The following is a 26,256-nucleotide window of genomic DNA, read 5'->3' on the forward strand; positions in this document are numbered from 1 at the left end:
TAATTTTTTAGTAATTTTATAAAATGCCTTCTAATTTCAAGAGTTTATTACGCAAGTTTTTAATATGGAAATACAAACATATTTCCGAACTTCAATTTGTTTACATCCTTAGCATTTTAGTTGGATTTTTAGCAGGTTTAGGAACGGTAACACTCAAAAATATAACCCATTATATTCGGTTACTCTTCGAGTTAAGCTTTTTTAAAAATCACCAAAATACGTTTTACTTTATTTTTCCAATTATTGGGTTATTACTCGTTTATATCATAAAACAAACGTGGTTAAAAAAACATATTGGGCATGGTATTTCATCAACATTACATGCTATTTCAAAACTAAATGGTATTATCCCCAGATATAATATTTATGCGTCATTAATTACGGCTCCACTAACCGCCGGTTTTGGTGGTTCTGTAGGTTTGCAAGGTCCTGCAGTAAGTGTAGGTTCAGCTTTAGGATCAAACGCAGCTCGGTTATTTCACATGAACACTAAAACACGTATGCTTTTAATTGGCTGTGCTACCGCTGGAGCCATGGCATCTATGTTTAAAGCACCTATTGCTGCTATTGTTTTTGCTGTAGAAATTTTTAGTTTAGATATTGCGTTCACTTCCTTAGTCCCGCTTTTATTAGCATCTATTTCGGCAGTTGTAACCTCCTATATGTTTTTAGGGACAGATGTATTACTTAATTTTAAATTAACTGATAAATTTGAAGTTAACGATATCGCCTTTTATATCCTTTTAGGACTCATGACAGCCATAGCTTCTGTATATTTTTCAAAAGTATTTTTTGGTATTACCAATTTTTTCAAACAATTTGAAAGTCGTGCTTTACGATTATTAATCGGAGGCTTAGCAATAGGTACCATGCTTTATTTTATCCCTCCATTATATGGTGAAGGTTACGGCATTATGAACAACCTGCTAAAAGGAGACCATCTAGCAGCTATAGGAAACACTCCTTTTCAGTTAGATTTATCAAACATCTGGATTGTTATTGCTTTATTACTTGGCATCGCAATATTTAAGGCCATTGCCATGACAACTACTTTTGGAGCAGGAGGCGTAGGAGGTGTATTTATTCCAACACTGGTTATGGGAAGCGCTTTAGGAAATGCTTTTGCTAAAATAATTAATAACCTAGGTTTAGATTTTAATGTTTCAGAATCTAATTTTACATTAATAGGAATGACAGGCTTAATGGCTGGAGTACTGCACGCACCGTTAACGGCTATTTTCCTTATTGCTGAAATTACAGGAGGTTACGAGTTGTTTGTCCCTTTAATGCTAGTATCTGCCATATCCTTTTCTATAACAAAATATTATGTATCACATTCTATATATACGCTAAAATTAGCCGAACGCGGAGAACTAATAACGCACGATAAAGACCAAAATGTACTCATGGTTCTAGATATTGATAAAGTTATTGAAACCAATTTTGTTATTTTAAAACCAGAGATGCTACTTGGAGAGATTTTAAAAAATGCCGTTTCTAAATCTTCTAGAAATCATTTTCCGGTAGTAAATGATGAACATGAATTTTTAGGCGTCATTAGACTTGATGATGTTAGACATATGATGTTTAATTCTGAGTTATACGATAAGGTAGATGCCGCAAGCCTTATGCATGCAGATGCCGGTATTATTGATTATGATAATGATTCCATGAATCAAATTATGGATAAATTTAAAACCAGTGGCGCATGGAATTTACCCGTTATAAAAAACGGCAAATATTTTGGTTATATTTCAAAATCTAAACTACTAACCGCATACCGTCGCCAATTAATTAATTTCACTAAATAAATGAAATACCTCATTCTACTATTAGCTATTGCAGCATTTACAAGTATTATTTTAGGCCTTACTATAAATTTAGAATACTCACAAAAACTTATTGGATTTGGAGTGGTAGGTCTTTTTTTAGTCGTATTTCCGCTATTTACATACTACCGCTGGAAAGGCAAAGACATAAAAGATTATATGCTAACAAAAGAAAATTTAGATAAAATGCGAGAACGCGAAGGCGATAATCGCAGATAATTTTTTTGGTGTTCCCTTTCAGGTCGCGCTTTACACTGCAATCTTTTTGCTCGTACCTCACAAAAAGGATTTCCGTTGCAATCGCTAACACGGGAATGGCTGCCAAATACAGCCCTTAATTTAAGTTACGCTTTTCTATAAAAAACCGTTTTAAAAGCGCCGAAGCTTCTTCAGCCATCACACCTCCTTTAATAATTGTTTTAGGATGCAGTTTCGTATTCAAATTAATACAACCTCGTGCTTCATCTCTAGCACCATAAACAATATTAGAAATCTGACTCCAATATAAAGCGCCTGCACACATTTGGCAAGGCTCTAAGGTAACATACAACGTGCACTGCTTAAGATATTTTCCACCTAAAAAATTAGCAGCAGCTGTAATGGCTTGCATTTCGGCATGTGCTGTCACATCATTTAAAGTTTCAGTTAAATTATGTCCGCGTGCAATAATTCTATTATCAATAACAACAACAGCACCTACAGGAATTTCTCCTTTATCTAAAGCAGCCTCAGCTTCATTGAGGGCTTTTTTCATAAAATAAGTATCATCAAAAGGTTCTATCATAATAGCAAAAATACAATTTCAAATTGTTTATTAAGATTTCGGCAGGAAATTTGATGCCTACACAGCCTAAACGTCTCATTATAAACACATGAAAAACTACTATTCAATTTCAATACCAGAACCTTGTCACGAAGATTGGAATAAAATGACACCTAAAGATAAAGGTAGATTTTGTAATTCTTGTGTTAAAACAGTGGTCGATTTTACAAAAATGAACACTTACGAAATTCAAGATTTTATAAACGACAATAAAAACAATCGTATTTGCGGACACTTTAAACAAAGTCAATTAGATAGCATTAACATCTATATTCCATCAAAGTTTTTAGAGCAACGTCAAAATTTTCATAAAACCTTTCTATTAGCTTTACTTATTGTAATGGGAACCACTTTAATGAACTGCACCAATAAAAAAGGGAACAAACAGAAAATAGACAGTATTGAAGTTATAGATACTTTAAATAATAATAGAATTGATATACTTGGTGGCATAGGAGAAATAACAGAAATAGATTCTATTCCAAAAAAATCTTGTAAAACAAAACCAAAAGAAGAAACAATTATTGACTTAGTAACCGATGGAGAATTAGTTATTGAACCTGTTGGAGATGTTGTGATTATTGAACAACCTCCAATAAGTATAGACTCATTAAATATTCCTTATAATCCTGAAATTGATGATGAAATTATTGTAACAGGTGCATTAATAGAAACTGATAGTTCTATAAAAATCACCCCAACTTGGTGTCCTACTCCTGAAACAGATAACAAGGAAACAACTATTGGATTCTTAATAGTTGAAACTCCTCCCGAATTTAAGGGCACTCCTAAAAACTTATCAATTCAAGAAAAAAGAAATTATTTTTCAAAACGAATATCAGAGGTTGTTTCAAAAAACTTTAATACAACTGTTTGTTCAGATTTAAAAGGCAAACAAAAAGTTCATACTCAATTTAAAATTGATGAAAACGGAAATATTATAGATATCAAAGCCAGAGCGCCACATCCTCTATTAGAAAAAGAAGCTAAACGCGTACTTAAACTTTTACCTCAATTTATTCCAGCTAGACAAAGAGATAAACCTATAACTGTAGTTTATTCGTTACCCTTTATTTTTCAAGTAGAAGAATAATAAAAACTTGTACTTTTGCTTCGTGCAAAAACCCTTTTTAAAACATATCAATTCTCCTAAAGAACTTCGTCTATTAAAACAAGAAGATTTACGGCAACTTGCCCAAGAATTACGTGACTTCATCATTAATATTGTCGCCACCAAAGAAGGTCATTTAGGAGCTAGTTTGGGTGTCGTTGAATTAACCATTGCACTGCATTATGTTTTTAACACCCCAGACGATCAACTTATTTGGGATGTAGGCCATCAAGCTTACGGACATAAAATATTAACTGGTAGAAAGGATGATTTTCATACCAACAGACAAATAGATGGCATAAGTGGTTTCCCTAAACGCGATGAAAGTATATATGATGCCTTTGGTGTTGGGCATGCATCCACCTCTATTTCGGCAGCATTGGGTATGGCCATTGCTTCAAAATTAAAAGGAGAAACAGAAAAACAACATATTGCTGTTATTGGTGATGCTAGTATTGCTGGCGGTATGGCTTTTGAAGGTTTAAACCATGCCGGTGTTACAGATGCCAATTTGTTAGTTATTTTAAATGATAATGCCATTGGTATTGACCCAAGTGTTGGAGCCTTAAAACAGTATTTAACCAACGTTAAAAAAGGGATTCAGAGAAAAAATAATATTATTGAAGCCTTAAATTTTGATTATTCAGGTCCTATTGATGGTCATGATATTGATAAAGTTATTTCAGAACTTGAACGCTTAAAATCTATTAAAGGTCCAAAGTTTTTACATATAATAACTACCAAAGGTAAAGGCTTAAAACAAGCTGAAGAAGACCAAGTTAAATACCACGCACCAGGAAAGTTTAATGCTTCTACAGGCGATATTATTTCTAAAACACCTTCAGAATTCACAAAGTATCAAGATGTTTTTGGGCATACTATAGTAGAGCTTGCTAAACAAAACAAACGTATTGTTGGTATTACACCCGCAATGCCTACTGGAAGTTCGTTAAAATATATGATGACAGAAATGTCAGAGCGTGCTTTTGATGTTGGTATTGCTGAACAACATGCAGTAACGTTGGCAGCAGGTATGGCAACGCAAGGTTTAATGCCGTTTTGCAACATTTATTCTACGTTTTTACAACGGGCTTACGACCAAATAATTCATGATGTAGCTATTCAAAAACTACCCGTTATTTTTTGTTTAGACCGTGCAGGGTTGGTTGGTGAAGACGGCGCCACACATCATGGTGTTTACGATTTAAGTTTTTTAAGATGCATTCCTAATTTAATAATTTTTGCACCTAGAAATGAGATTGAATTACGCAATATCATGTATACAGCGCAATTAGGACTAAAACAACCTATTGCGATTCGTTACCCTAGAGGGCGAGGTATTACTATTGATTGGAAACAACCATTTTCTAAAATTGAAATTGGTAAAGGTATTCAGCTTAAAGAAGGAAAGAATCTAGCTATTTTAAGTATTGGAACTATAGCTAAAAATGTTTCGGAAGCTGTTTTCAATTTAGATATCTCTCATTATGATATGCGCTTTGTGAAGCCTTTAGATGAAATATTACTTCATACTATTTTTGAAAAACATAACACTGTTATTACTGTTGAAGATAATAGTATAAAAGGTGGTTTTGGAACGGCTGTTTTAGAGTTTGCTGCTGAACATAATTATAAAAACACTATAAAGACATTAGGAATTCCTGATGCATTTATTGAACACGGGAAGGTTGATGAACTTCAAAAACTAATTGGGTTAGATGCTGAAAGCCTTAATAACTACATAAGTAATTTGTATAAAAAAAAGGGAAGTGTTTAGTTTCCCTTTTTTTATGCAAATTAAGTTTATTATTTACTCAATAACTATCTTATGAGTTGATTGCTTATTTTCAGAATTAAATTTAACAATATACAATCCGCTTGATGCTTTAAGTGAAATATCATGTATTGAATTTTTGTTAAAATCAATTTTAGACTTATATACCTCCCTTCCGTTCATATCGAAAACACTTAAGAAACCTTTTTTAATTTCATTACTGGCTGAAATTTTAAATTTTCCAGAAGATACTGTTGGATAGACTTTAACTAAATCCTTAAAAGTATTATCATTTACTGATAAAGAACTTGCATCTGCAGTAAATTTACCTGTAAAAAGTCCTCTACCATAAGTTGAAGCTAAAACCGTATTGTCTGCTGTTCTTAAATCAAAGCTTGTAACAATCACATCTTTCATCCCATTTTGAGACCAATACCAATTAGGACTAACATCATTAAAATTATAAGTACCCCAAACACCAAGGTCAGTAGCAATTATTACTTCATCTGCATTCAATGGATTAGCCATTATTGCCCTTACTGGAAGATCTGGTAGATCTCCTTCTTTATTTTGCCATGTTGCTCCTCCATTTGAAGTATAGAACACACTTGTTACACCATAATTGTAAAAGGTAACAAATATTTCATTTTCACTCGCACCTAATTCTATACAAGAAATACTTCCTAAAAAAGCACCACCAGTTATCGAAGTAAATATTGGTGTTGGCCTTGTTGCTGCAGAAATTTTCAATAATTTACCTAAACTCGTACCAACAAAAATGGCATTAGGTGTATATGGAGATACTTTAAAAGCAGTTGCAGAACCGACTAAAAGAGCATCGTCTATGGTTGCTTTTGTTGCAGCAGTAGTAGTCAATTTGTACCGGTTAATTCCTCCTGCCCCAGCTGCATACAAATAATTACTTTCACTGTCTAAAGCAGCTGGATTTACAAATTGAGCTCCAGTACTAGTATCATCAATTGTATAACCACTTGCTTCTCCTGTAGCATAATCTCGATAATAATAATTACCATTCTGAGAAGACGTGATAATATATTCATTATCCTTATCAATAAAAACATAAGTTCCATCTCCACCAGTTGGTGAGGAAGCATCATTTATTCCTGCTGATACATTATTTATATATCTAGTACCGTTATCTTGTGCGCCAGCCAAAAACTTTTTATTAGCAAGATCTTGACCAATTGATCCTTGATAAAACTGAACTGTATTATAGTTTTTATTTCTAGAAACAATTGATGGCGTACTAGATAAGTTTGTTGCATAATAAACACCTCCATCATTTCCATTTAAGGCTTTTGTTGGATCAACCGGGTGAAAAACAAAAGCATGCTGATCTGGGTGAACAGCACTTAAACCAGTACTTGTATAATATTCTGAAATTTGAATCCAAGTATTACCTGAATCTAATGATCTGAAAAGATCTATCCCACCTGCATATACAATAGCATCATTTGTCGGGTCTATTTCTATAACTAAATTATAATAACCTTGTCCATTAGTAAAATCATTTGCTGCAATATCAGTATCTAAATCTACAGGTAAAGTTAAATTAGTAGTTGTTGTAAAGGCATCATCAGTATAGACAATTTTAACAGGAGTCTCTTCAGAGGAGGATTCTGCTATAACATATAATGTTGAAGCATTCGATCCTGAAACTGCAATTTGTGTACGTTGACCACTAGGGACTTTATGCTTCAATGTAAAATTAACACCGTCAGAAGACGATAAAATTTCACCTCCGCCTTCACTGAAAACACCTGATGTAGTAGATACCCAAACAGTATTATCTGCACTTATCTCTATATCATTCGGTTGAAGTTGGTAATCATTACTATTTGAAGACGGTAATAATGTAAGTTTAGACCAACTTGACCCATTATTCATAGATTTATATAAACCAAATTCTTCTGGACCTAACAATACACTAGGACTTGCTTTAGAGTAAAAAGTAGACCCAGCTGCAATATAAACTTCACTATTTCCACTACCTATATCTCTTACTACTATATCATTTATATGTTGTACACCAGGTTTAGCAGTATAACCAGAATAATTTGTATAACTATTTAAAGAAACATTCACACCGCTTGATAATTTATCAACTATAGCTTGTCCTTCAGCCATTGTTAGCATTAACGACGGAATTGTCACTAAATCCCCTTGTGCTCCTGCTCCCATAGAGATCGGATCTCCTGCTATATTATTTACAACTACAACAGCTATAGCTCCAGCATTTTGAGCATTTAATACTTTTTGTGAAAAATCACAAGTTCCTCTATATAAAATAGCTATATTTCCATCAATAGCCCCTGCATTTACAAAAGCATTACAAGCTTCATTAGGTTTAGCCGTACCATCATCGGCAAGAACTAAATCTCCAGATATTGGTGTCAAACTTTCACCAAAAATGGCTCTAATACCCAAATAATCTCCAGAAATACCAGCAGGACTATTTACAGTTAATCTTGCATTTCTAGAATTAGATGTCCCTGCTATAACATTTGTATCCCCAGTAGAACCACCAAAAACTTTAGACCAGCTTGTTCCACCATTTGTAGATTTCCATACTCCATTACCGTTTACACTTCCTTGAACATAAGATTCTCCTGTTCCTACATAAAAAACCATTGGATTATTTGGATCATAAGTTATACAAGAAATAGCTAGGTTATTAGGAATATCAACCTCAGACCAAGGAGAAAGAGAAGATGTTATATCATTATTTACCCATAAACCTCCGCTAACACCTCCCGCGAATACTCTTTTATTTGTAGCATCATTCGGATCAAACATTATAGCTCTAGTTCGTCCTCCAACATTATCCGGACCTCTTTCTTCCCAGTTATTTAATTTTTCTCCTGGTACTTTAGAAAATGAAGCTTGTTCTTTCAGTTTTTCTTGAAGTTGAAATAGTTTTTCTGGTTCTGTATGACCAGTTGTAGGGTTAATTGTAAGCTCCCACATTCTTTCTGAATACTTATTAGGAGGTAATCTTTTTGCTTTTCTTTCTTTTTTTGAAAGCTTTAAAGTCTCCTTAAAAGGGCTATTCTTTAAAAATTCTTCATGCTGTATTCTTAACTCAACAATATTATTTGATTCTTCTGACCTACTAAGGAATAAGGCAATAGTTAATACAAATAACACCCCTAAAAAGGAAAATAATATCTTTCTCATGTTGCTTTTTTTATTTACCAAATATACATTTTTAGCAATAAAAAATTGAAATTTTTTAAAAATTTACAACAAATACTTACATTTTCAACCGTTTATGTAGATTTACATTCCACTTTGTATCAAATACTTATTCCTTTTATTTTCTTATAATCTAAAATGGCTTTGCTGTCTGACAACAAGGATACATAATAACACACACTAGATAAACGTTCGTACAAACTATTACTGTTAGTGTTTATAGACTTTGGCAAGCCTTTTATAATGAGTTTGTCGTAATTGGAAGCGGTATTATTAAAACAATTATTCACAGCATTGGTATAGGTGCTTAACAGCGTATTTATAACGCCGTAGCCAGCAATTTCTTTATCGACCACCTCGGTAGACTGGTATATGTTTTCGATACTAATTTTTAGAATATCGTTTATTTGTGCTTCGTATTTACTTTTATCGAGTAAAGCACAATCGAACTCACCTTTTAAGATAGCATCTTCGTGCTGCATAAAAATTTCGACAGCCTCGTTTATTAAGGTTCCAATAGCAAGAGCTCGTAAATACCCAATGCGATCTTCTTTGGTAGAAAGTGCATAATAGTTTTCGGGTTTAATGGTGTCTCTTATTATTTTAGACAAATACTCTAAGGCAAACTCTTCTTGAATGAGTCCTAGGTTAATACCATCTTCAAAATCGATGATGGTATAACAAATATCATCTGCCGCTTCTACTAAAAAAGCTAACGGATGACGTGCATAACTAACATCTTTTTCACTTCGTTTTGATAAACCTAGTTCGTTTGCTATATCTATATAAGCATCTTTTTCACTTTGAAAAAAGCCGTATTTTTTATCGGCAATATGTGTTGTTGGTTTTTTAGGCAAGGACTCTTTAGGGTATTTTGTAAAAGCTCCTAGTGTTGCGTAACTTAAACGCAATCCGCCTTCGCGTCCTGCTCTACTTTCGGTTAAAATTTTAAAGCCGTTTGCATTCCCTTCAAAATCGCATAAATCTTGATATTCTTTATCTGTTAATTGTGCTTTATATTCAGTTCCTGCTCCGGTTTTAAAAAACTCGCCTATGGCTTTTTCTCCTGAATGTCCGAAGGGTGGGTTTCCTATATCGTGTGCTAAAGCCGCTGCTGCTACAATAGCTCCAAAATCGTTTGCTTGATATCCAAGAGCACTTTGTAAATGCGGATGTTTTTCTAATAATTTTTTTCCAACCAATCGCCCTAGAGAACGCCCTACAACACTAACTTCTAAACTATGAGTTAAGCGTGTATGCACAAAATCGGTTTGAGATAATGGAATAACTTGAGTTTTATCTTGTAGACTTCTAAACTCCGATGAGAAAATAATTCTATCATAATCAACTTCAAACCCTAAACGTGTTTCGTCTTGTTCTTTTCTAATACGTTTATTAGTATCGCCAAAACGTTTTAAAGATAATAGTTGTTCCCAGTTCATAGTAAATTATTAAGTGTTGCAATATAATAAAGCCTTGCTTTAAAATTTAACTTAAACAATCAAAATTTAAATACCGCCCTGTTAACATTAAGGTAACATTTTAATTATAAACCATTAACCTTTTGGTAACACATGCTTGTTTATTAATCTTTTTCTTTGCTGTAACATTATTTAGTAAGCTTCATGAAACATTTATTATACATTTCTATTTTTCTTATTACTGCTTTTTCTTTTGGGCAAAACACAGGTTTAGTTGTTGGTAAAGTACTAGATAAAGAAATGAATGGTGCTCCTTTAGTACTTGCTAATGTTTCTATTAAAGGTACTTCTATAAAATCTGAAACAGACTTAACAGGTTTATTTGTTATTGAAAATTTAGAAGCCGGAGATTACACTTTAGTTTGTAGCTTTGTTGGTTATGAATCTCAAGAAATGAACATTCATGTTGATTCTATGAATCCTGCAGAAGTAAAATTATCGTTAGCAGCTAGCACTATTTCTTTGGACGATTTAGCTCTAGTTATGGCAAATGCAGATTCTGACACTAAAACAACTTCTGCTCAGTAAAGTAAGAGTAGTATTCTTCGAAAAATTTATGTTATTATAGCATTTAACATGAATTCTAATGTTAAGTAATTGTAATCAAACGATGCTAAAAAGCAATACTGAGATAACATTTACCTAACACTTTTATGACAGTTCTTTAATCTACAGATAACATTCTATTCACTTAGTGTTTCGTTCTTTGCCGAAGATAAAAACTAAGAAAAGAATGAAAAAAATCACACTATTGTTACTGTTTATTTCGGCAACAATTTCATACGCACAAAACACTGGTTCAGTGTCCGGTAAGTTAACCGACAAAGAATACAACAACGAACCTTTAGCATTTGCTAATGTTCTAATTAAAGGAACTACAACGGGTACAACTTCAGATTTTGATGGTTTATATACATTTGAAAATCTTAATCCAGGAGCTTACACTTTAGTATTTAGCTTTGTAGGTTACGAAACTCAAGAAATTCCTGTAACAATAGTTGCTGGAAAAGCAACAGAATTAAACGTATCAATGAATGCAAGTGCAGCTTCTTTAGATGAGGTTGTTGTTACTACAACAACATCTAGAGAGACCGAAACAGCTTTATTGTTAGAACAAAAGAAAGCTTCTGTAATAAAAGAAAGTATTGGAGCAGCACGACTATCTAAAATTGGAGTATCTGATGCAGCAAGTGCTACTACTAAAATTTCAGGTGTAACAAAAAGTGAAGGTTCTGGAGATATTTACATTAGAGGTTTAGGTGACAGATACCTATCTACCACTATGAACGGTTTACCAATCCCTTCTGATGATGTAAATAATAAAAACATTAATCTTAATTTATTTTCAACTAACATTATTAAAAATGTTGGTATTAGTAAAACATATACAACTTCTAGTTATGCAGATCAAACATCTGGTAACGTAGATATCGCTTCAAAAGAATATTCTAAAAAAGGATTTTCAATTAGTCTTGGTTCTGGATATAACACAAACGTATTAGGATTAGACGGTAGCTTTAAAAGAAGTATTACTAGTGAAGATGTTAATCTAGGATTTCATAAAAAACAATATGCTTTAGTTGATTTAATTACACGTCAAGGCTGGGATCCTGTTGATCAAAAAAACACAGGAAACTTAAGTTTATCATTATCAGGAGGTAGGAAATTCGATGTTTTTGGAAAAGAATTAGCAATATTTGTTGCTGGATCTCACTCTAAATCTTATGTGTACAAAGAAGGTCTTTTTAGAAAGTACCGATCGAACATATTAGATAATGAATTTACAGATGTAGAAAATTTCTCTTCTAATACAAACACTACTGGTTATGCAAACTTTAGATTAAAACTAAACGATAACAACAAAATTAAAATTACTAGTTTATCAGTAAACAAAAGTTCTGATAATGTTTATGAGCAAGGTAGAAATGGAGAAGGTTATGTTTTTGATCAAGATCCTCAAGAAGATGGTGCTTTTGTTAGAGACCAAAATTTCAAACAAACCATCATGCTTATTAATCAAATTAATGGAGAACATTCTATTAAGGAAAACAATAAATTATTATGGGGTGCTGGTTACAACTATGTATTAGCACAAGAGCCTAATAGAATAAGAAATGAGGCAAACATTTTAGATGCTAACACAGTACAATATGCACACGTAGGAGATTTTCAACAAAGAAAATCTAATCAAAAAATTGAAGATATAGAATATAACGCCTTTATAAAAGATGCTATTACTTTTGGAGAAAAGGATGAAGATGAAAATCAACCATTCCGTTTAAATATTGGTGCTAATTATAGACAAAAAGACAGAGTTTTTAGTTCTTTATTTCTTGGTGTTAGAGCTAGAGATTTCCAAGTTCCTTCTATAGATCAGTTTTCTCTAACTTTTACTGAAGCTAATTTTGACAACGGACTGATATTACGTGAAAGAGATGCTGATAGATATGATGCCGATATAAATGCAATGGCTGGATTTGCAAATTTAGATTTTGGTTTAAATAAAAAATTATCTGGTAACATTGGTGTAAGATTTGAAAGAGACGAAATCAATGTATTATGGGATGTAGCCAATTATGTTGGACGTGTTGGGTCTATTTCAAAAGAATATTCTGAAATTTATCCAAGTGCAAATATTAAGTATGAATTAAACGAAAAGCAGTTTTTACGTTTCGCAGCAAGTTTAACTCAAACACTTCCAGAATTTAAAGAATTAGCTCCGTTTGAATATGTATCTCCAACAGGACGTGTTACAGTTGGAAATCCAGAATTAAATAAATCAGAAGTATTTAACGCCGATTTAAAATGGGAATTTTTCCCTAAAAAAAGCGAATTAATTTCTGCTACCACTTTCTACAAACAAATTAAAAACCCTATAAACTTAGCACTTGCAAGAGGTTCTGCTGGAATTTTTAAATATTTCAACACAGGAGAAAAAGCTAACATCTTTGGTTTTGAATTAGATACGAGATTAAACTTAATTGAAAATGAAGATGAAAAAAGCATTTTAAACTTCAATGCCAACTTAACTAAAATGTGGTTTAATCAAGATTTACTAAAAGACTTTCAATATAAAAACGTTACAGAATCTGATTTACAAGGTGCTTCAGATCTTATATTAAACAGTTCATTAAGCTACAATAGCCAAACAGAAAAACCATTTATAGCAACACTTACTGGAAATTATTCTTCAGATAAAATATTTGCGTTAGGATCTCCTGAAGATAATGAAAATAGTGCTGAATTATATAATGATGAAATCATTGAAAAAGGTTTTGTTTCTATGGATTTAGTAGTTAGCAAACAAATAACAGATAAGTTATTACTAAAATTCGTTGGAAGAAACCTTATTAACCCAGATATTGAGCAAACTCAATTAATAAGAGATATTAATACTGGTGTAGAAACAAATGAAACGGTGCTTTCTTATAAGAAAGGAAGCTTATTAAGCTTAAGTTTAAAATATACTTTTTAAACAAACCATTATATATATTTTAAAAACCCCAAGACATAAATCTTGGGGTTTTTCTATAAAGCTCATTTAGTAAAATTATTAAACCTTAATTCTTAAAATTAAACAAAGAAACATAAACCTTTTTTAGTTAACATTTTGGTAACAAAAGCTCATTTTTTAACAATAAACGTAACCTACGTTTAATATTCTATTAAACAAGGAGACATGTAAATCGATTTTCTTTGCATAACAATTAAAAATAATAAAAAACAAAAATGAAAAATTTATCTTTAAAATTAATGACAATAGCTTTAGCTTTTATTGCTGTTACTTTAACAAGCTGTGATTCAGATGATCCAGACCCAATAACTTCTGGAAAAACTGATGTATTAAAGAATTTAGAAGCTGGTGTATTAAACGGAACTTTAAAAGAAAATGCTTCTCTTAATGCTTCAACTCAATATAGCTTAACAGGCCAATTTATTATTTCTGATGGTGTAACTTTAAATATTCCAGCTGGAACAAAAATTGTTGCAGATAATGGTGGTACAGAAGTTTACATCGCTGTATTACAAGGTGGACAAATTAATATTAACGGTAATGCTTCAAATCCAGTAATTATGTCTTCTATAGATGGAAATCCTGGAGATTGGGGTGGATTAACACTTTGTGGTAAAGCAACAACTACAGCTGGTGTAGATGCTCAAGCTGAAGTAGGTGGATTTATTTACGGTGGTACTGATGATACTGATAGCTCTGGAATTATAAGATATTTACAAATTGCTGGTACAGGAGCACAAATAAATACTGAATCTCAATACAATGGTGTTTCTTTTTACGCTGTTGGTTCTGGTACTTTAGTAGATAACGTTGCTGTTATCAATGGTTCTGATGATGGTGTTGAGTTTTTTGGAGGTACTGTTTCTGTATCTAACTTATACTTAGAAAATAATGATGATGATTCTATCGATTGGACTGAAGGATGGAATGGATCTGTAACTAACGCTTACATTTCTCATACAATTTCAGGTTTCTCTACTGTTTTTGAAGGAGATAAAGACAATGGAAACCCTAAATTCAATAACATTACTGCTATTTCTACAGTAGGAGGAACTGCTTTACAATTTAAAAAACAATCTGGCGGTACCATAACAAACTTACACTTAACTGGATATGCTGTAGATTTAGACATGAAAGATGCTGGTCCAACATCTAATGTTATCATTGATGGTGTTGCTGCTGATGCAGGATTACTATCTGGAGAAACCAGCAAATACTCATTATTGACTGGTAAAGATGCAACACCTATTGATGCTGCAGATTTCAACTGGGTAAATACTGATGTTAACCTTAGTAATAATATTTTACCAGAAGAAATTACAGGAACAACTACATTAGATGCTTCTATACCTTACTTATTAACATCTTCTTTAATTGTTAAAGATGGTGGAAAATTAATTATTCCTGCTGGAACAAAAATTACTGCTAAAGATGGTGGAACAGATGTTTACATAGCTATATTAAAAGGTGGTGAAATTGATATCCAAGGTGAAGCAGCAAACCCAGTAGTTATTGCTTCTGTAAATGGAAACGGTGGAGACTGGGGAGGTTTAACTATCTGTGGTAAAGCTACTACTTCTGCAGGTGTTGATGCCGTTGCTGAAGTTGGAGGTTTTATTTATGGAGGAACAACTGACACAGACAACTCTGGATCTATCAAGTATTTAGTACTTAAAGGAACTGGTGCTCAAATTAACTCTGAGTCTCAATACAATGGACTTTCTTTATACGCTGTAGGATCTGGTACTGTTATAGACTATGTATCTATAATAAACGGATCTGATGATGGTGTTGAATTCTTCGGAGGAACAGTATCTGTATCTAACTTTTACTTAGAAAATAACGATGATGATGCTGTAGATTGGACAGAAGGATGGAATGGATCTGTAACAAATGCATACATTTCACATACTGTTGCTGGATTTTCAACTGTTTTTGAAGGTGATAAAGTTAATGGAAACCCAAAATTCACAAACATTACAGCTATTTCAACTGTAGGAGGAACTGCTTTACAATTTAAAAAACAATCTGGTGGGACTATTACAGGTTTACATTTATCAGGTTATGATGTAGATTTAGATATGAAAGATGCTGGTGATGTAGCAAACGTTCAAATTGAAGGAGCTAATGCAGATGCTACTTTAATTTCTGGTGAAGCTTCTAAATACACATTAAACTCAGGTAAAGACGCAACTGCTCTTGATATTTCTACTTGGACTTGGAAAAGTGCTAGTTTATAATAAAACAAGTATTTCTTTTAACAAAAAGAAAGTTTCAATAAACAAAAAAGCATCCCAAATGGGATGCTTTTTTATTTATGCTTCAATTTGATTAAAGATCATCTCCGCCTTTAGCGTCTGTTTCTTTTAAACCAGCAATAACATTAGCGTTATAATCTACTTCTTTTATAGTTTCATTAGTGTAATAAAACCATTTGCCGACTTTTTTACCATTATCATAATTTCCCGAAATTGTTTTTTTACCTTCTGCGTTAAAACTTAACCATTCGCCTTGTAATTTACCATCTGCAGTGTAAGACCCTGTTTGGCTTACTTCTCCATTGTCATGATAATAAACAACATCAATTAAATTGGTTTCTTTATTAAGTTTTAAATCTCTCTTTTGCTGTGCAAAAGATACCACAGTAATTAAAAAGGTAAAAAATAAAATAAACTTCTTCATAATTATGGGGGTTTTAATATTATATATCAAATATACAAATTACTTAATGTTTAAACAACATTTTCATAACATTAAATTAACATTAAAAACACAAATAACTGACATACAGTATTTTACTACTAAAGATTTAACATTAGAATATTAATAATTACTTAATATTGAGGTTACATTAAAATTACCTTAAACGTAGATATTTACAATGTCTTAAGACAAACAATTAGTAATTCATATAATCTATTAGTTTTTGTCGACTACATTATTATGATTTCTAATGAGACTGCCTTTGGCCAAGGCAGTCTTTATTCTTGTTAATATTTAACATTAAGGAAACATTAAGTTAACATTGGTTTTAGTTCTTTGCAGCGACAAAAACTAATAAATACAATGAAACTTAAAATTACGCTAATTGCAGTAGCTTTACTTGCAATTAGTTCTTCAAACGCGCAAGAAATTAGCGACACATCATTTGGTAAAGGATTAATTAATTTTACAGCAAAAGACAGTTCTTTTAGTATAAAATTCGCACCTCGTTTTCAAGTAAGATCTATGTCTTCATGGGATCATGACGGTAACCAATACGGTAGTCCTGACCATAATTTTATTGTTCGTCGTGCACGTTTAAAATTTGATGGTTTTGCATACAGTCCTAAATTAAAGTATAAATTAGAGTTAGGATTATCTAATAGAGATATTTCAGGCGCTAATCAATTTAATAGAAATACGCCTCGTTATATCTTAGACGCCGTAATTATGTGGAGTTTTGCAAAAAACTGGGAATTATGGGCAGGACAAACCAAACTACCTGGCAATGTAGAACGTGTTGTATCTTCAGCAAATCTTCAATTAATAGACCGCTCTTTATTAAATAGCCGTTTTAATATTGATCGTGATTTAGGAATTCAAATTCGTCATAAATCAAATTTAGGAGGTGACTTTTTAATGCGTGAAAAATTCGCAATTTCTCAAGGTGAAGGACGAAACGTTACTGAAGGAAATGAAGGTGGTTTACAATATACGGCTCGTTTAGAACTGCTTCCTTTTGGAGCATTCAAATCTAAAGGAGACTACAGTCAATCTGACTTAAAACGTGAAGAAAAACCAAAATTAATGCTAGGCTATACATATAACTACAATCAAGATGCTGTTAGAGAAAGAGGTTTTGCAGGTGATTATATGATTAGAACAGATGGTTCTATTTACGAAACAGATCAAAACACAATTTTTGCAGATGCCATGTTTAAATACGATGGATTTTCTTTTATGGGTGAATATGCAAAAAGAACTGCTAATAATGAAATTGCCACAGAATTAGATGGTACAACTCCAACAGGAGATGTTGTTTTAACTGGTAACGCTTTAAACTTACAAGCTGGTTATTTATTTAAAAGCAACTATGAAATAGCGGCACGTTTTACAACTTTAGAATACGAAAGTATTACAAACACTTTACCCACAAAACAATACACCTTAGGTGTAAACAAATTTATAGTAGGACATAAACTAAAAGTACAAAGTGATATTAGCTATACAACCTTAGATGGTAACGACGATAATATTACCTTTAGACTAGGTTTTGATATTCATTTTTAATTAACATAACAATTACGTAACATTTTAATCATATATTCACATGATATTTGCAGACATTTTACAATTAAAACCTATGGATAATATTTATTTATTAATGCTAATTGCAATTACAGTATTAGCTGTTGTTGACATTATAGTTGGAGTAAGTAATGATGCGATAAATTTTCTTAACTCAGCAATTGGTTCTAAAGCAATATCTATGCGAACTATAATGATAGTTGCTAGTTTAGGTATTTTTATTGGAGCTGTTTTTTCAAGTGGTATGATGGAAGTTGCTCGTAAGGGAATCTTCGTTCCTGCAATGTTCAATTTTGAAGAGATTATGTATATATTCATGGCTGTTATGATTACAGACATTTTATTACTAGACTTCTTTAATACACTAGGTTTACCAACATCTACAACTGTTTCTATTGTATTTAATTTATTAGGCGCAGCTGTTGTTATGTCATTAATAAAAATTAGTGCTTCTGATACACAAACATTTGCAGATTTAGGCAACTATATTAACACAGAAAAAGCAATTACTATAATAAGTGGTATTGTAATGTCTGTATTTATAGCCTTTTCTGTTGGTGCATTAGTTCAATGGGTTTCCCGTTTAGTATTTACATTTCAATATGAAAAAAAGATTAAAAACTTTGGTGCTGTATTTGGAGCTATTTGTTTAACTGCAATCACATATTTTATCTTCTTAAAAGGATTAAAAGGTACGCCATATTACAAAGATCTTAAAGGCCTTGTTCAAGGCAACGAAATCTTAATCATTTTAGCAAGTTCTGTTTTATGGTTAGGAGTTTCTTTTGCGTTTCAAGCCATCACAAAAAAATCTATATTATTAGTAGTTATAGCTGTAGGAACTTTTGGTTTAGCATTAGCATTCTCTGGGAACGACCTAGTAAACTTTATTGGTGTACCAATGGCAGCATACCATTCTTATGATGCATGGGCTGCTTCAGGAATAGATCCAACAATGTTTTCTATGGAGGTTTTAGATAAAAAAGTACCCGCAGAACCTTTACTTTTATTTATAGCTGGAGGTGTTATGGTATTAACCTTATGGTTTTCTAAGAAAGCAAAAACAGTTGCAGAAACAGAATTAAGCTTATCTCGTCAAGGAGATACTCATGAAAAATTTGAACCAAATATGCTATCACGTGGAATTGTAAAAAGTTCTTCTTGGTTATCTGATGCTTTAAGTGCTATGGTTCCAAAATCTACTCAAGAAAAAATAGGAAAAAGTTTTGAAAAACCAGCTACTCTAGCTTTAACAAAAGACCAAAGTATTAACGCTCCTGCTTTTGATATGATTAGAGCCTCTGTTAACCTAATGGTTGCTGGTGTATTAATTGCAATAGCAACTTCAATGAAACTACCTTTATCTACAACTTACGTAACTTTTATGGTTGCTATGGGATCTTCATTTGCAGATCGTGCTTGGGGAAGAGAAAGTGCTGTTTACAGAGTTGCTGGTGTACTAAATGTTATTGGTGGTTGGTTTGGAACCGCATTAGGAGCTTTTATTGCTGCTGGTATTGTTGTTTTCTTAATTAAATGGAACCCTCAAGTAATGGCTCCAATTTTACTATTATTAACAGCTATCTTATTAACAAGAAACTACTTGTTACATAAGAAAAAATCGAATAAAGCGGTTGAAGAAGATAGCTTAACTCAAGCAGAAAGTAGTTCGGTTCAAGGTGTTATTCATGAAAGCGCAAATAATATTGCTAATGTTGTAAAACGTGGTAATAAAATTTATTCTAGCGCAATAGATGGCTTAGCAAAACAAGATTTAGTTTTATTAAAAAAGAATAAGAAAAATATTGTAAAACTATCTGAAGAAATTGATAATCTTCGAGACAATATTTTCTACTTTATTAAAAACCTAGATGAATCCAGTGTTGGCGCTAGTAATTTCTATATCAACATTTTAGGTTACTTACAAGACATGACACAATCTTTAGAATATATATCTAAAGTAAGTCATAAACACGTAAACAATAACCACAAAAAACTTAAGTTCAATCAAATTAAAGAACTTAAATTAATAGACGAAACTCTTGAAACATTATTTAATACAACCAAAAATGCCTTTGATTCTCAATCTTTCGAGCAAATTGGTGATATTTTAAATAACAAAAAAGAAGTTTTTGACTTAGTAACAGAAAAAATTCAAAGACAAGTTGAACGTACAAGAACTGAAGAATCTAGTCCAAAAAACACGACCTTATACTTTAGTCTTCTTTTAGAAACAAAAGATTTGCTTACTGCTACTATGAATCTTTTAGAGGAATATTACAAAGCTCATGATAGTTCAGTAGAACCTGCAACAATAGAGCCTGAAACTCTAGTTGCTGATAAGGAAGAAGAATAAATAGACAATACCCTAATAACTTACAGAGTAATTTATTAGGTACTTCGCAACAAATATTACATAGCCCATATCAGAAATATTTTTTGATATGGGTTATTAATTTTTATCAGTATCTTCTAATAATGAATCATTTTTACCATATAATAATTCGGCAACATCAATTAACTTTTTAATCATATCATTTACATTGGTATAATCATTAAATAATGACGAAGCCATTTCTGCAGTGATTAAATCTTTTCTAATTAATCTGTCAATGGATTTATTACTTTGTCTTATATTTTCTTTCGCATTGCTTTTCAACTGTTTTAATTTTGCAGCATATTTTTCTACATTATTTTCTTCCGTTCTAAACAAATAAATAACTCTTAAAACTTTAGTCAATTTTTTTCTATAACTATCGTATTCGTTTTGTAAATGTTTATTATTCATAGTAAGAACTAAACTTATATTTTTGTTTAATTCTCTTGCATCTTTTACAATCTCTACCATTTTTCTATTAGCAATTTTAATATCCATAATAGCTTTATCTTGTCTATTATTTAAATTTAAAGTGCTTTGAGCAGTAGAACCATACTTTATAATTTCACCATAAATAGTTTTAACCTTTGTGTAATATAAATCTTCGATATCAGTCTTAAAATCTACTGTCGATTTTTTAATAACTGATTTTAACTTTTCATCAGACTTTATGTCTTCTCTATGAATATTTAAAGCGTGTGAAACTATTTCGAAAACACTGTTTTTGTATAAATATTTCGATTCCTTTATTAATGCAGAAATTGCAGACCCAGGAAATTTTAAAGCTGCCGGATTAAGATATTTTGGTTCATCTACATCCTTATTAACATGTTCTTTAAAGAATCTCAATAAAAAGCGTTCTAATCTTTTAATAAAAGGCAACATTAAAAGCACACCTAAAACATTAAATATGGTATGAAACAAAGCCAGTTTTAAAGTATAATTATTAGAAGCAATGTGTAATATTTCAGATAAGTTATTTACTAATCTTGCCAGCGGAAATATTAAAGCCATGGCCACTAACCCTGTAATACCATTAAAAATTAAATGTGCGGTTGCCAATCTTCTTCCCGCACTGTTTGAACTAAGCGCTCCTAATACAGCTGTAATAGTAGTACCTATATTAGCACCTATAGCCAATGCTAAGGCATTTTCATACTCTATTTGTCCAGCAGCTAAAGCTGTTAAAATTAACGCCAGTGTTGCGCTACTAGATTGTAAAATGGTTGTAATTATTATGCCAAGACCTGTATAAATTAGTACGCCTAAAAACCCAGAAACGGCATATTCAGATAAGTCTATATATTCTTTAAACACATCAAAGCCTTCTTTCATGTAATGAATACCAAGAAAGAAAAAGCCTAATCCTGCTAAAACATTTCCAACACCTTTAAGAGCAACTTTTTTTTGAAATGAAAAAATAATTCCGAAAACAAGCATTGGCATTGCTAATGCCGATATTTTTATTTTAAGTCCGAAACCTGCGACTAACCAAGCAGTAGCTGTTGTGCCTATATTAGCCCCAAATATTAATCCTAAACCTTCAGCTAACGTAATTAATCCTGCGCTTATAAATGATATAGTAATAACAGAAACTAATGAACTAGACTGTATTAATGCAGTTACAAGTGCCCCTGCCGTAATACTTTTATAAAGTTTATTTGTGGCCTTTTTTAAAATGTTTTGTAATGGTCCTTTTGTAAAAACTTTGAACCCTTCTTCTAACATTATCATTCCAAAAAGCAGAATAGCAACACCTGCTGAAATTGTTTTAAAATTTGGATTCAAATAAAGAATAACTCCTAAGGCAATTAAAAGCCCGAAGAAAAAAGACTTTCTTATCATATGTAAATATTTAATATAAATTTAAATATAGTATTTTTGGTACGAAAAAACTATATATGATTTCAACAAACGAATATTTTGAAGGAAATGTAAAATCTTTAGGTTAAACATCGGCAACAGGAAAATCTACCATTGGTGTTATGGAAGCAGGCGAATACGAATTTGGCACTTCTACACATGAAACAATGATAGTAATAGAAGGTGAAATGACTGTTAAACTTCCAGGAGCTTCAGATTGGGCTACTTATAAAGCTGGGGCATCTTACGAAATTGAAGCCAATGAAAAATTTCAAGTAAAAGTATCAGAACAAACGGCTTATTTGTGTCAATATAAGTAGTTTCAAAAAAATTATATACTTCATAATCTATAATGAGTTTCATTACGTAAATGATGTAAACCTAAAGTTATTATTATGAAGAAGATTTCAATTTTACTATTAGCTACAATTTTAACCGTTTCTTGTGTTTCTAAAAAGAAATACCTAGCCTTACAACAAGAAAATGGAGAGATTAAAAGTGAATTACAAAAAACAAAAGTTGCTAAAGAAGATTTAGAAGCTAAGTTTGATAAAATTCAAGCCAGAGTTAGTGCTTACAACTCTAAAATAGCAACTCTTAAACAAGAAAATGACACTAAGTTAGATGTTGTTGGTAATGTTGCTGTAATTTCAAATGACACTAAAATAAAAATGCGAGAAACGTTAAAAAACGTTGATGCAAACAAATTAAGTCAAGCTAGAACACTTAAAGATTCTATGAATTTAGCTGTTGCTTTCAATCTTGAAAAAACGATTAACGAAAACAACATGAATGAAGATGAAGATTTTGCTGTGAATATTAATGAAACTGTTGTTATGATTTCTATTGCTGATAACATGTTATTTAATACTGGTAGCTACAGATTAAGTTCAAAAGCAGATACTGTTTTACAAAAATTAGCTGATGTTATTAACTCTGAACCAAGTTTAGATGTTATGGTTGAAGGTCACACAGATTCTAGATCAATAAGTACTGCAAACATTGCAGATAACTGGGATTTAAGCGTATTAAGATCTACATCTGTTGTTCGTAAATTACAAGAAAAATACAATGTAGCTCCTGAAAAATTAATTGCAGCAGGTAGAAGTAGTTACCAACCAATTGCTGCTAATGATTCATCAGAAAACAGATCTAAAAATAGACGTACAAGAATTATTATACTTCCAAACATTAACAAATTTTTCGCTTTAATGTCTGAAAACAATGAAACTGTTGCAGAAAACAATTTATTAGATTAAAATATAAATTGAATTTATTGATATAAAAAAGCATCCTAATTGGGATGCTTTTTAGTTTTTATTTACTTGATAACACAAAAAAAGCAACTCTTTCGAGTTGCTTTTTTAAAAATTTGGGGTTCCCCCTTTCGAGGGAACAAACCAATTATCTATACTATGACCCACACATTAGGCAATCATCGCCTTCTGCTTCTTTAGCTTGCGCTATAAGTGCTTTCATTTCTTCGGCCGTCATAGGTTCTACTTCCGCTTCATTTTGCTTTGCAAATTTAGCAGCATTTTGAGCTGCTAATTTCTTTTTCTTTGCATCTTCTTGTTGAGTAACAACTTCATTTACTTCTACTACTTCAGCAACAGGCTCTTCTTTTTTAGTTGTATTTAAAGTAAACTTAATAGCATCAACAGCACTTTTAGTACGTAAGTAATACATACCTGTTTTTAAGCCGCTTTTCCATGCATAGAAATGCATTGAAGTTAACTTAGCCATAGTTGCTCCTTCTAAAAATAAGTTAAGAGATTGTGATTGATCTATAAAGTATCCTCGTTGACGAGACATATCTATAATATCTTTCATACTTAGCTCCCATACTGTTTTATAAAGGTCTTTTATATCTTGAGGAATGATATCGATTCCTTGTACCGAACCATTAGCTCTCATAATATCTTGCTTTAAAGCTTCATTCCATAAACCTAAGTCTACTAAATCTTCAAGTAAGTGCTTATTAACTACAATAAACTCTCCTGACAATACACGACGTGTATATATATTAGATGTATATGGTTCAAAACACTCATTATTACCAAGTATTTGAGATGTTGATGCTGTTGGCATTGGCGCTACTAATAATGAGTTACGTACACCGTTTTTAAGCACTTGCTTACGTAGTTTTTCCCAATCCCAGTTACCACTTAAATCGGCATCATTTAATCCCCAAAGGTTATGTTGAAAATCACCTTTACTTATAGGAGATCCTTCATATGTTTGATAAGGACCATCTACTTTTGCTTCCTCCATACTTGCTGTTACAGCAGCATAATAAAGTGTTTCAAAAATATCTTGGTTTAATTTTTTAGCCTCATCACTAGTAAAAGGCATACGTAGTTTTATAAATGTATCTGCCAATCCTTGAACCCCAAGACCAATTGGTCTATGACGCATATTAGAGTTTTCTGCTTCTATTACTGGGTAGTAATTTCTATCAATAACTCTATTTAAATTTTTAGTAACACGTTTTGTAATACGGAACAGTTCTTTATGATCGAACGCACCATTTTTAACAAACATTGGTAACGCTATAGATGCTAAATTACATACAGCTACCTCATCTGGCGATGTATACTCTAAAATTTCAGTACATAAATTTGAAGAACGAATGGTTCCTAAATTTTGTTGATTAGATTTACGGTTAGCCGCATCTTTATACAACATATATGGTGTACCTGTCTCAATTTGAGATTCTAATATTTTCTCCCAAAGTTCGCGTGCTTTAATAGTTTTACGCCCTTTACCTTCGGCTTCATATTTTAAATATAACGCTTCAAAAGCTTCACTATGCGCTTCATCCATTCCTGGACATTCGTTAGGACACATTAACGTCCAAGGACCATCTTCTTCTACACGTTTCATGAATAAATCTGAAATCCACATCGCATAAAATAAATCACGCGCACGCATTTCTTCTTTTCCATGATTTTTCTTTAAATCTAAGAACTCAAAAATATCGGCATGCCAAGTTTCAATATAAATAGCAAAACTTCCTTTACGTTTTCCGCCTCCTTGATCTACATAACGTGCTGTATCATTAAACACTTGTAACATTGGTACAATACCATTACTTGTACCATTAGTACCAGCAATATAACTTCCTGTAGCACGTACATTATGAATAGCTAACCCTATGCCTCCTGCAGATTGTGAAATTTTTGCCGTTTGTTTTAATGTATCGTAAATACCCTCAATACTATCGTCTTTCATTGTTAAAAGAAAACATGAAGACATTTGTGGTTTTGGTGTACCTGAATTGAATAATGTTGGTGTAGCGTGTGTAAAGTATTTTTTAGACATAAGTTCGTATGTCTCAATAGCAGCATCTAAATCGTTTAAATGAATACCTATTGAAACACGCATAAGCATATGTTGTGGGCGCTCAGCTATTTTTCCGTTTAATTTTAAAAGATATGAACGTTCTAGTGTTTTAAAACCAAAATAATCATACCCAAAATCGCGATTGTATATAATAGTAGAATCAAGACGATCTTTATTAGCCATAATAACTTCATAAACATCATCAGCTAAAAGTGGCGCATCTTTACCTGTTCTAGGATTTACATATTTATGTAAATCTTCCATAACATCGCTAAATGTTTTCTTTGTGTTTTTGTGTAAGTTTGATACAGAAATACGCGCCGCTAAACGTGCGTAATCTGGATGTGCAGTAGTCATGGTAGCAGCAATTTCTGCGGCAAGATTATCTAGTTCGCTGGTGGTAACACCATCGTAAAGTCCTTCTATAACACGCATTGCTACTTTTAACGGATCTACTAATTCGTTTAATCCGTAACATAACTTACGTACTCTTGCTGTAATTTTGTCGAACATGATTTGTTCTTTTCTGCCATCTCTTTTTACTACATACATTGTCTACACGGTTTTAGTTTTTTCTGATACACCTTCAGAAAAATGGTTAGTTATTTATTCTACATTTCAGCTTTTATGGTA

The 26,256-nt window shown here is 32.0% G+C and carries 16 protein-coding genes and 1 pseudogene; 11 read left to right on the top strand and 6 right to left on the bottom strand.

What is annotated here, in order from left to right:
- Window positions 1–23: 23 nt before the first annotated feature.
- Entirely contained in the window at window positions 24–1,811 is a 1,788-nt protein-coding gene (locus ACH5TX_RS05385) for a chloride channel protein (RefSeq protein ID WP_439338509.1), read from the top strand.
- Entirely contained in the window at window positions 1,812–2,048 is a 237-nt protein-coding gene (locus ACH5TX_RS05390; protein ID WP_439338510.1) for a hypothetical protein, read from the top strand.
- A gap of 115 nt (window positions 2,049–2,163) precedes the next feature.
- Here ACH5TX_RS05390 and ACH5TX_RS05395 read toward each other — a convergent pair whose 3' ends face one another.
- On the bottom strand, window positions 2,164–2,613 hold the full coding sequence (locus ACH5TX_RS05395) for a nucleoside deaminase (RefSeq protein WP_439336094.1): 450 nt from the start codon (window positions 2,611–2,613) through the stop codon (window positions 2,164–2,166).
- Window positions 2,614–2,701: 88 nt separating this feature from the next.
- On the opposite strand from ACH5TX_RS05395, the gene ACH5TX_RS05400 reads away from it, so the two are divergent.
- Window positions 2,702–3,745 carry an energy transducer TonB gene (locus tag ACH5TX_RS05400; RefSeq protein WP_439338511.1) on the top strand — a complete coding sequence of 348 codons (1,044 nt, stop codon included), beginning with the start codon at window positions 2,702–2,704 and terminating at the stop codon, window positions 3,743–3,745.
- Window positions 3,746–3,767: 22 nt separating this feature from the next.
- The gene (dxs, locus tag ACH5TX_RS05405) at window positions 3,768–5,540 is read left to right on the top strand and encodes a 1-deoxy-D-xylulose-5-phosphate synthase (protein ID WP_439338512.1); all 1,773 of its coding nucleotides are present in this window, start codon (window positions 3,768–3,770) and stop codon (window positions 5,538–5,540) included.
- Window positions 5,541–5,573: 33 nt separating this feature from the next.
- On the opposite strand, the gene ACH5TX_RS05410 is transcribed toward dxs, so the two are convergent.
- Window positions 5,574–8,735: a PA domain-containing protein gene (locus tag ACH5TX_RS05410; protein ID WP_439338513.1), complete on the bottom strand. Its 3,162-nt coding sequence runs from the start codon at window positions 8,733–8,735 to the stop codon at window positions 5,574–5,576.
- Window positions 8,736–8,854: 119 nt separating this feature from the next.
- Window positions 8,855–10,195: a dGTP triphosphohydrolase gene (gene dgt / locus ACH5TX_RS05415; RefSeq protein WP_439338514.1), complete on the bottom strand. Its 1,341-nt coding sequence runs from the start codon at window positions 10,193–10,195 to the stop codon at window positions 8,855–8,857.
- Window positions 10,196–10,378: 183 nt separating this feature from the next.
- Here dgt and ACH5TX_RS05420 point away from each other — a divergent pair, with 183 nt between their 5' ends.
- From ACH5TX_RS05420 to ACH5TX_RS05430, 3 genes are all read left to right on the top strand, one after another.
- Entirely contained in the window at window positions 10,379–10,762 is a 384-nt protein-coding gene (locus tag ACH5TX_RS05420) for a carboxypeptidase-like regulatory domain-containing protein (RefSeq protein ID WP_439338515.1), read from the top strand.
- A 205-nt stretch (window positions 10,763–10,967) separates the two neighbouring features.
- Complete coding sequence (locus ACH5TX_RS05425; RefSeq protein ID WP_439338516.1) at window positions 10,968–13,709, top strand: TonB-dependent receptor; 2,742 nt, start codon at window positions 10,968–10,970, stop codon at window positions 13,707–13,709.
- A 254-nt stretch (window positions 13,710–13,963) separates the two neighbouring features.
- Complete coding sequence (locus tag ACH5TX_RS05430) at window positions 13,964–15,988, top strand: beta-helix domain-containing protein (protein ID WP_439338517.1); 2,025 nt, start codon at window positions 13,964–13,966, stop codon at window positions 15,986–15,988.
- Between the two features lie 91 nt (window positions 15,989–16,079).
- Here the strand turns inward: ACH5TX_RS05430 and ACH5TX_RS05435 are convergent, their stop codons facing one another.
- A complete protein-coding gene (locus ACH5TX_RS05435; RefSeq protein ID WP_439338518.1) occupies window positions 16,080–16,430 on the bottom strand; it encodes a toxin-antitoxin system YwqK family antitoxin in 351 nt (116 codons plus the stop codon).
- Window positions 16,431–16,814: 384 nt separating this feature from the next.
- Here ACH5TX_RS05435 and ACH5TX_RS05440 point away from each other — a divergent pair, with 384 nt between their 5' ends.
- Entirely contained in the window at window positions 16,815–18,020 is a 1,206-nt protein-coding gene (locus ACH5TX_RS05440; RefSeq protein ID WP_439338519.1) for a porin, read from the top strand.
- A gap of 73 nt (window positions 18,021–18,093) precedes the next feature.
- A complete protein-coding gene (locus ACH5TX_RS05445) occupies window positions 18,094–20,394 on the top strand; it encodes an inorganic phosphate transporter (RefSeq protein ID WP_439338655.1) in 2,301 nt (766 codons plus the stop codon).
- 96 nt (window positions 20,395–20,490) lie between these two features.
- On the opposite strand, the gene ACH5TX_RS05450 is transcribed toward ACH5TX_RS05445, so the two are convergent.
- A complete protein-coding gene (locus ACH5TX_RS05450; RefSeq protein ID WP_439338520.1) occupies window positions 20,491–22,260 on the bottom strand; it encodes a Na/Pi cotransporter family protein in 1,770 nt (589 codons plus the stop codon).
- A gap of 128 nt (window positions 22,261–22,388) precedes the next feature.
- Between ACH5TX_RS05450 and ppnP the strand changes: the two are divergent.
- Window positions 22,389–22,598: pseudogene (ppnP, locus tag ACH5TX_RS05455) on the top strand (pyrimidine/purine nucleoside phosphorylase); the annotation flags it as partial.
- A gap of 75 nt (window positions 22,599–22,673) precedes the next feature.
- Entirely contained in the window at window positions 22,674–23,537 is an 864-nt protein-coding gene (locus ACH5TX_RS05460) for an OmpA/MotB family protein (protein ID WP_439338521.1), read from the top strand.
- A 154-nt stretch (window positions 23,538–23,691) separates the two neighbouring features.
- On the opposite strand, the gene ACH5TX_RS05465 is transcribed toward ACH5TX_RS05460, so the two are convergent.
- Window positions 23,692–26,175, bottom strand: coding sequence for a ribonucleoside-diphosphate reductase subunit alpha (locus tag ACH5TX_RS05465; protein ID WP_439338522.1), 2,484 nt, complete (start codon window positions 26,173–26,175; stop codon window positions 23,692–23,694).
- Between the last annotated feature and the right edge of the window lie 81 nt (window positions 26,176–26,256).

The sequence above is a fragment of the Thalassobellus citreus genome, from assembly GCF_044385915.1.
Classification (GTDB): domain Bacteria; phylum Bacteroidota; class Bacteroidia; order Flavobacteriales; family Flavobacteriaceae; genus Thalassobellus; species Thalassobellus citreus.

Excerpts from the sequence above, each read along its gene's own strand:
- ACH5TX_RS05385 (WP_439338509.1), top strand. The coding sequence starts at position 24 with ATGCCTTCTAATTTCAAGAGTTTATTACGCAAGTTTTTAATATGGAAA.
- ACH5TX_RS05395 (WP_439336094.1), bottom strand. The coding sequence starts at position 2,613 with ATGATAGAACCTTTTGATGATACTTATTTTATGAAAAAAGCCCTCAAT.
- ACH5TX_RS05445 (WP_439338655.1), top strand. The coding sequence starts at position 18,094 with ATGGATAATATTTATTTATTAATGCTAATTGCAATTACAGTATTAGCT.
- ACH5TX_RS05440 (WP_439338519.1), top strand. The coding sequence starts at position 16,815 with ATGAAACTTAAAATTACGCTAATTGCAGTAGCTTTACTTGCAATTAGT.
- ACH5TX_RS05450 (WP_439338520.1), bottom strand. The coding sequence starts at position 22,260 with ATGATAAGAAAGTCTTTTTTCTTCGGGCTTTTAATTGCCTTAGGAGTT.
- ACH5TX_RS05390 (WP_439338510.1), top strand. The coding sequence starts at position 1,812 with ATGAAATACCTCATTCTACTATTAGCTATTGCAGCATTTACAAGTATT.
- ACH5TX_RS05465 (WP_439338522.1), bottom strand. The coding sequence starts at position 26,175 with ATGTATGTAGTAAAAAGAGATGGCAGAAAAGAACAAATCATGTTCGAC.
- ACH5TX_RS05425 (WP_439338516.1), top strand. The coding sequence starts at position 10,968 with ATGAAAAAAATCACACTATTGTTACTGTTTATTTCGGCAACAATTTCA.
- ACH5TX_RS05460 (WP_439338521.1), top strand. The coding sequence starts at position 22,674 with ATGAAGAAGATTTCAATTTTACTATTAGCTACAATTTTAACCGTTTCT.
- ACH5TX_RS05430 (WP_439338517.1), top strand. The coding sequence starts at position 13,964 with ATGAAAAATTTATCTTTAAAATTAATGACAATAGCTTTAGCTTTTATT.
- ACH5TX_RS05410 (WP_439338513.1), bottom strand. The coding sequence starts at position 8,735 with ATGAGAAAGATATTATTTTCCTTTTTAGGGGTGTTATTTGTATTAACT.
- ACH5TX_RS05400 (WP_439338511.1), top strand. The coding sequence starts at position 2,702 with ATGAAAAACTACTATTCAATTTCAATACCAGAACCTTGTCACGAAGAT.
- dgt (WP_439338514.1), bottom strand. The coding sequence starts at position 10,195 with ATGAACTGGGAACAACTATTATCTTTAAAACGTTTTGGCGATACTAAT.
- ACH5TX_RS05435 (WP_439338518.1), bottom strand. The coding sequence starts at position 16,430 with ATGAAGAAGTTTATTTTATTTTTTACCTTTTTAATTACTGTGGTATCT.
- ACH5TX_RS05420 (WP_439338515.1), top strand. The coding sequence starts at position 10,379 with ATGAAACATTTATTATACATTTCTATTTTTCTTATTACTGCTTTTTCT.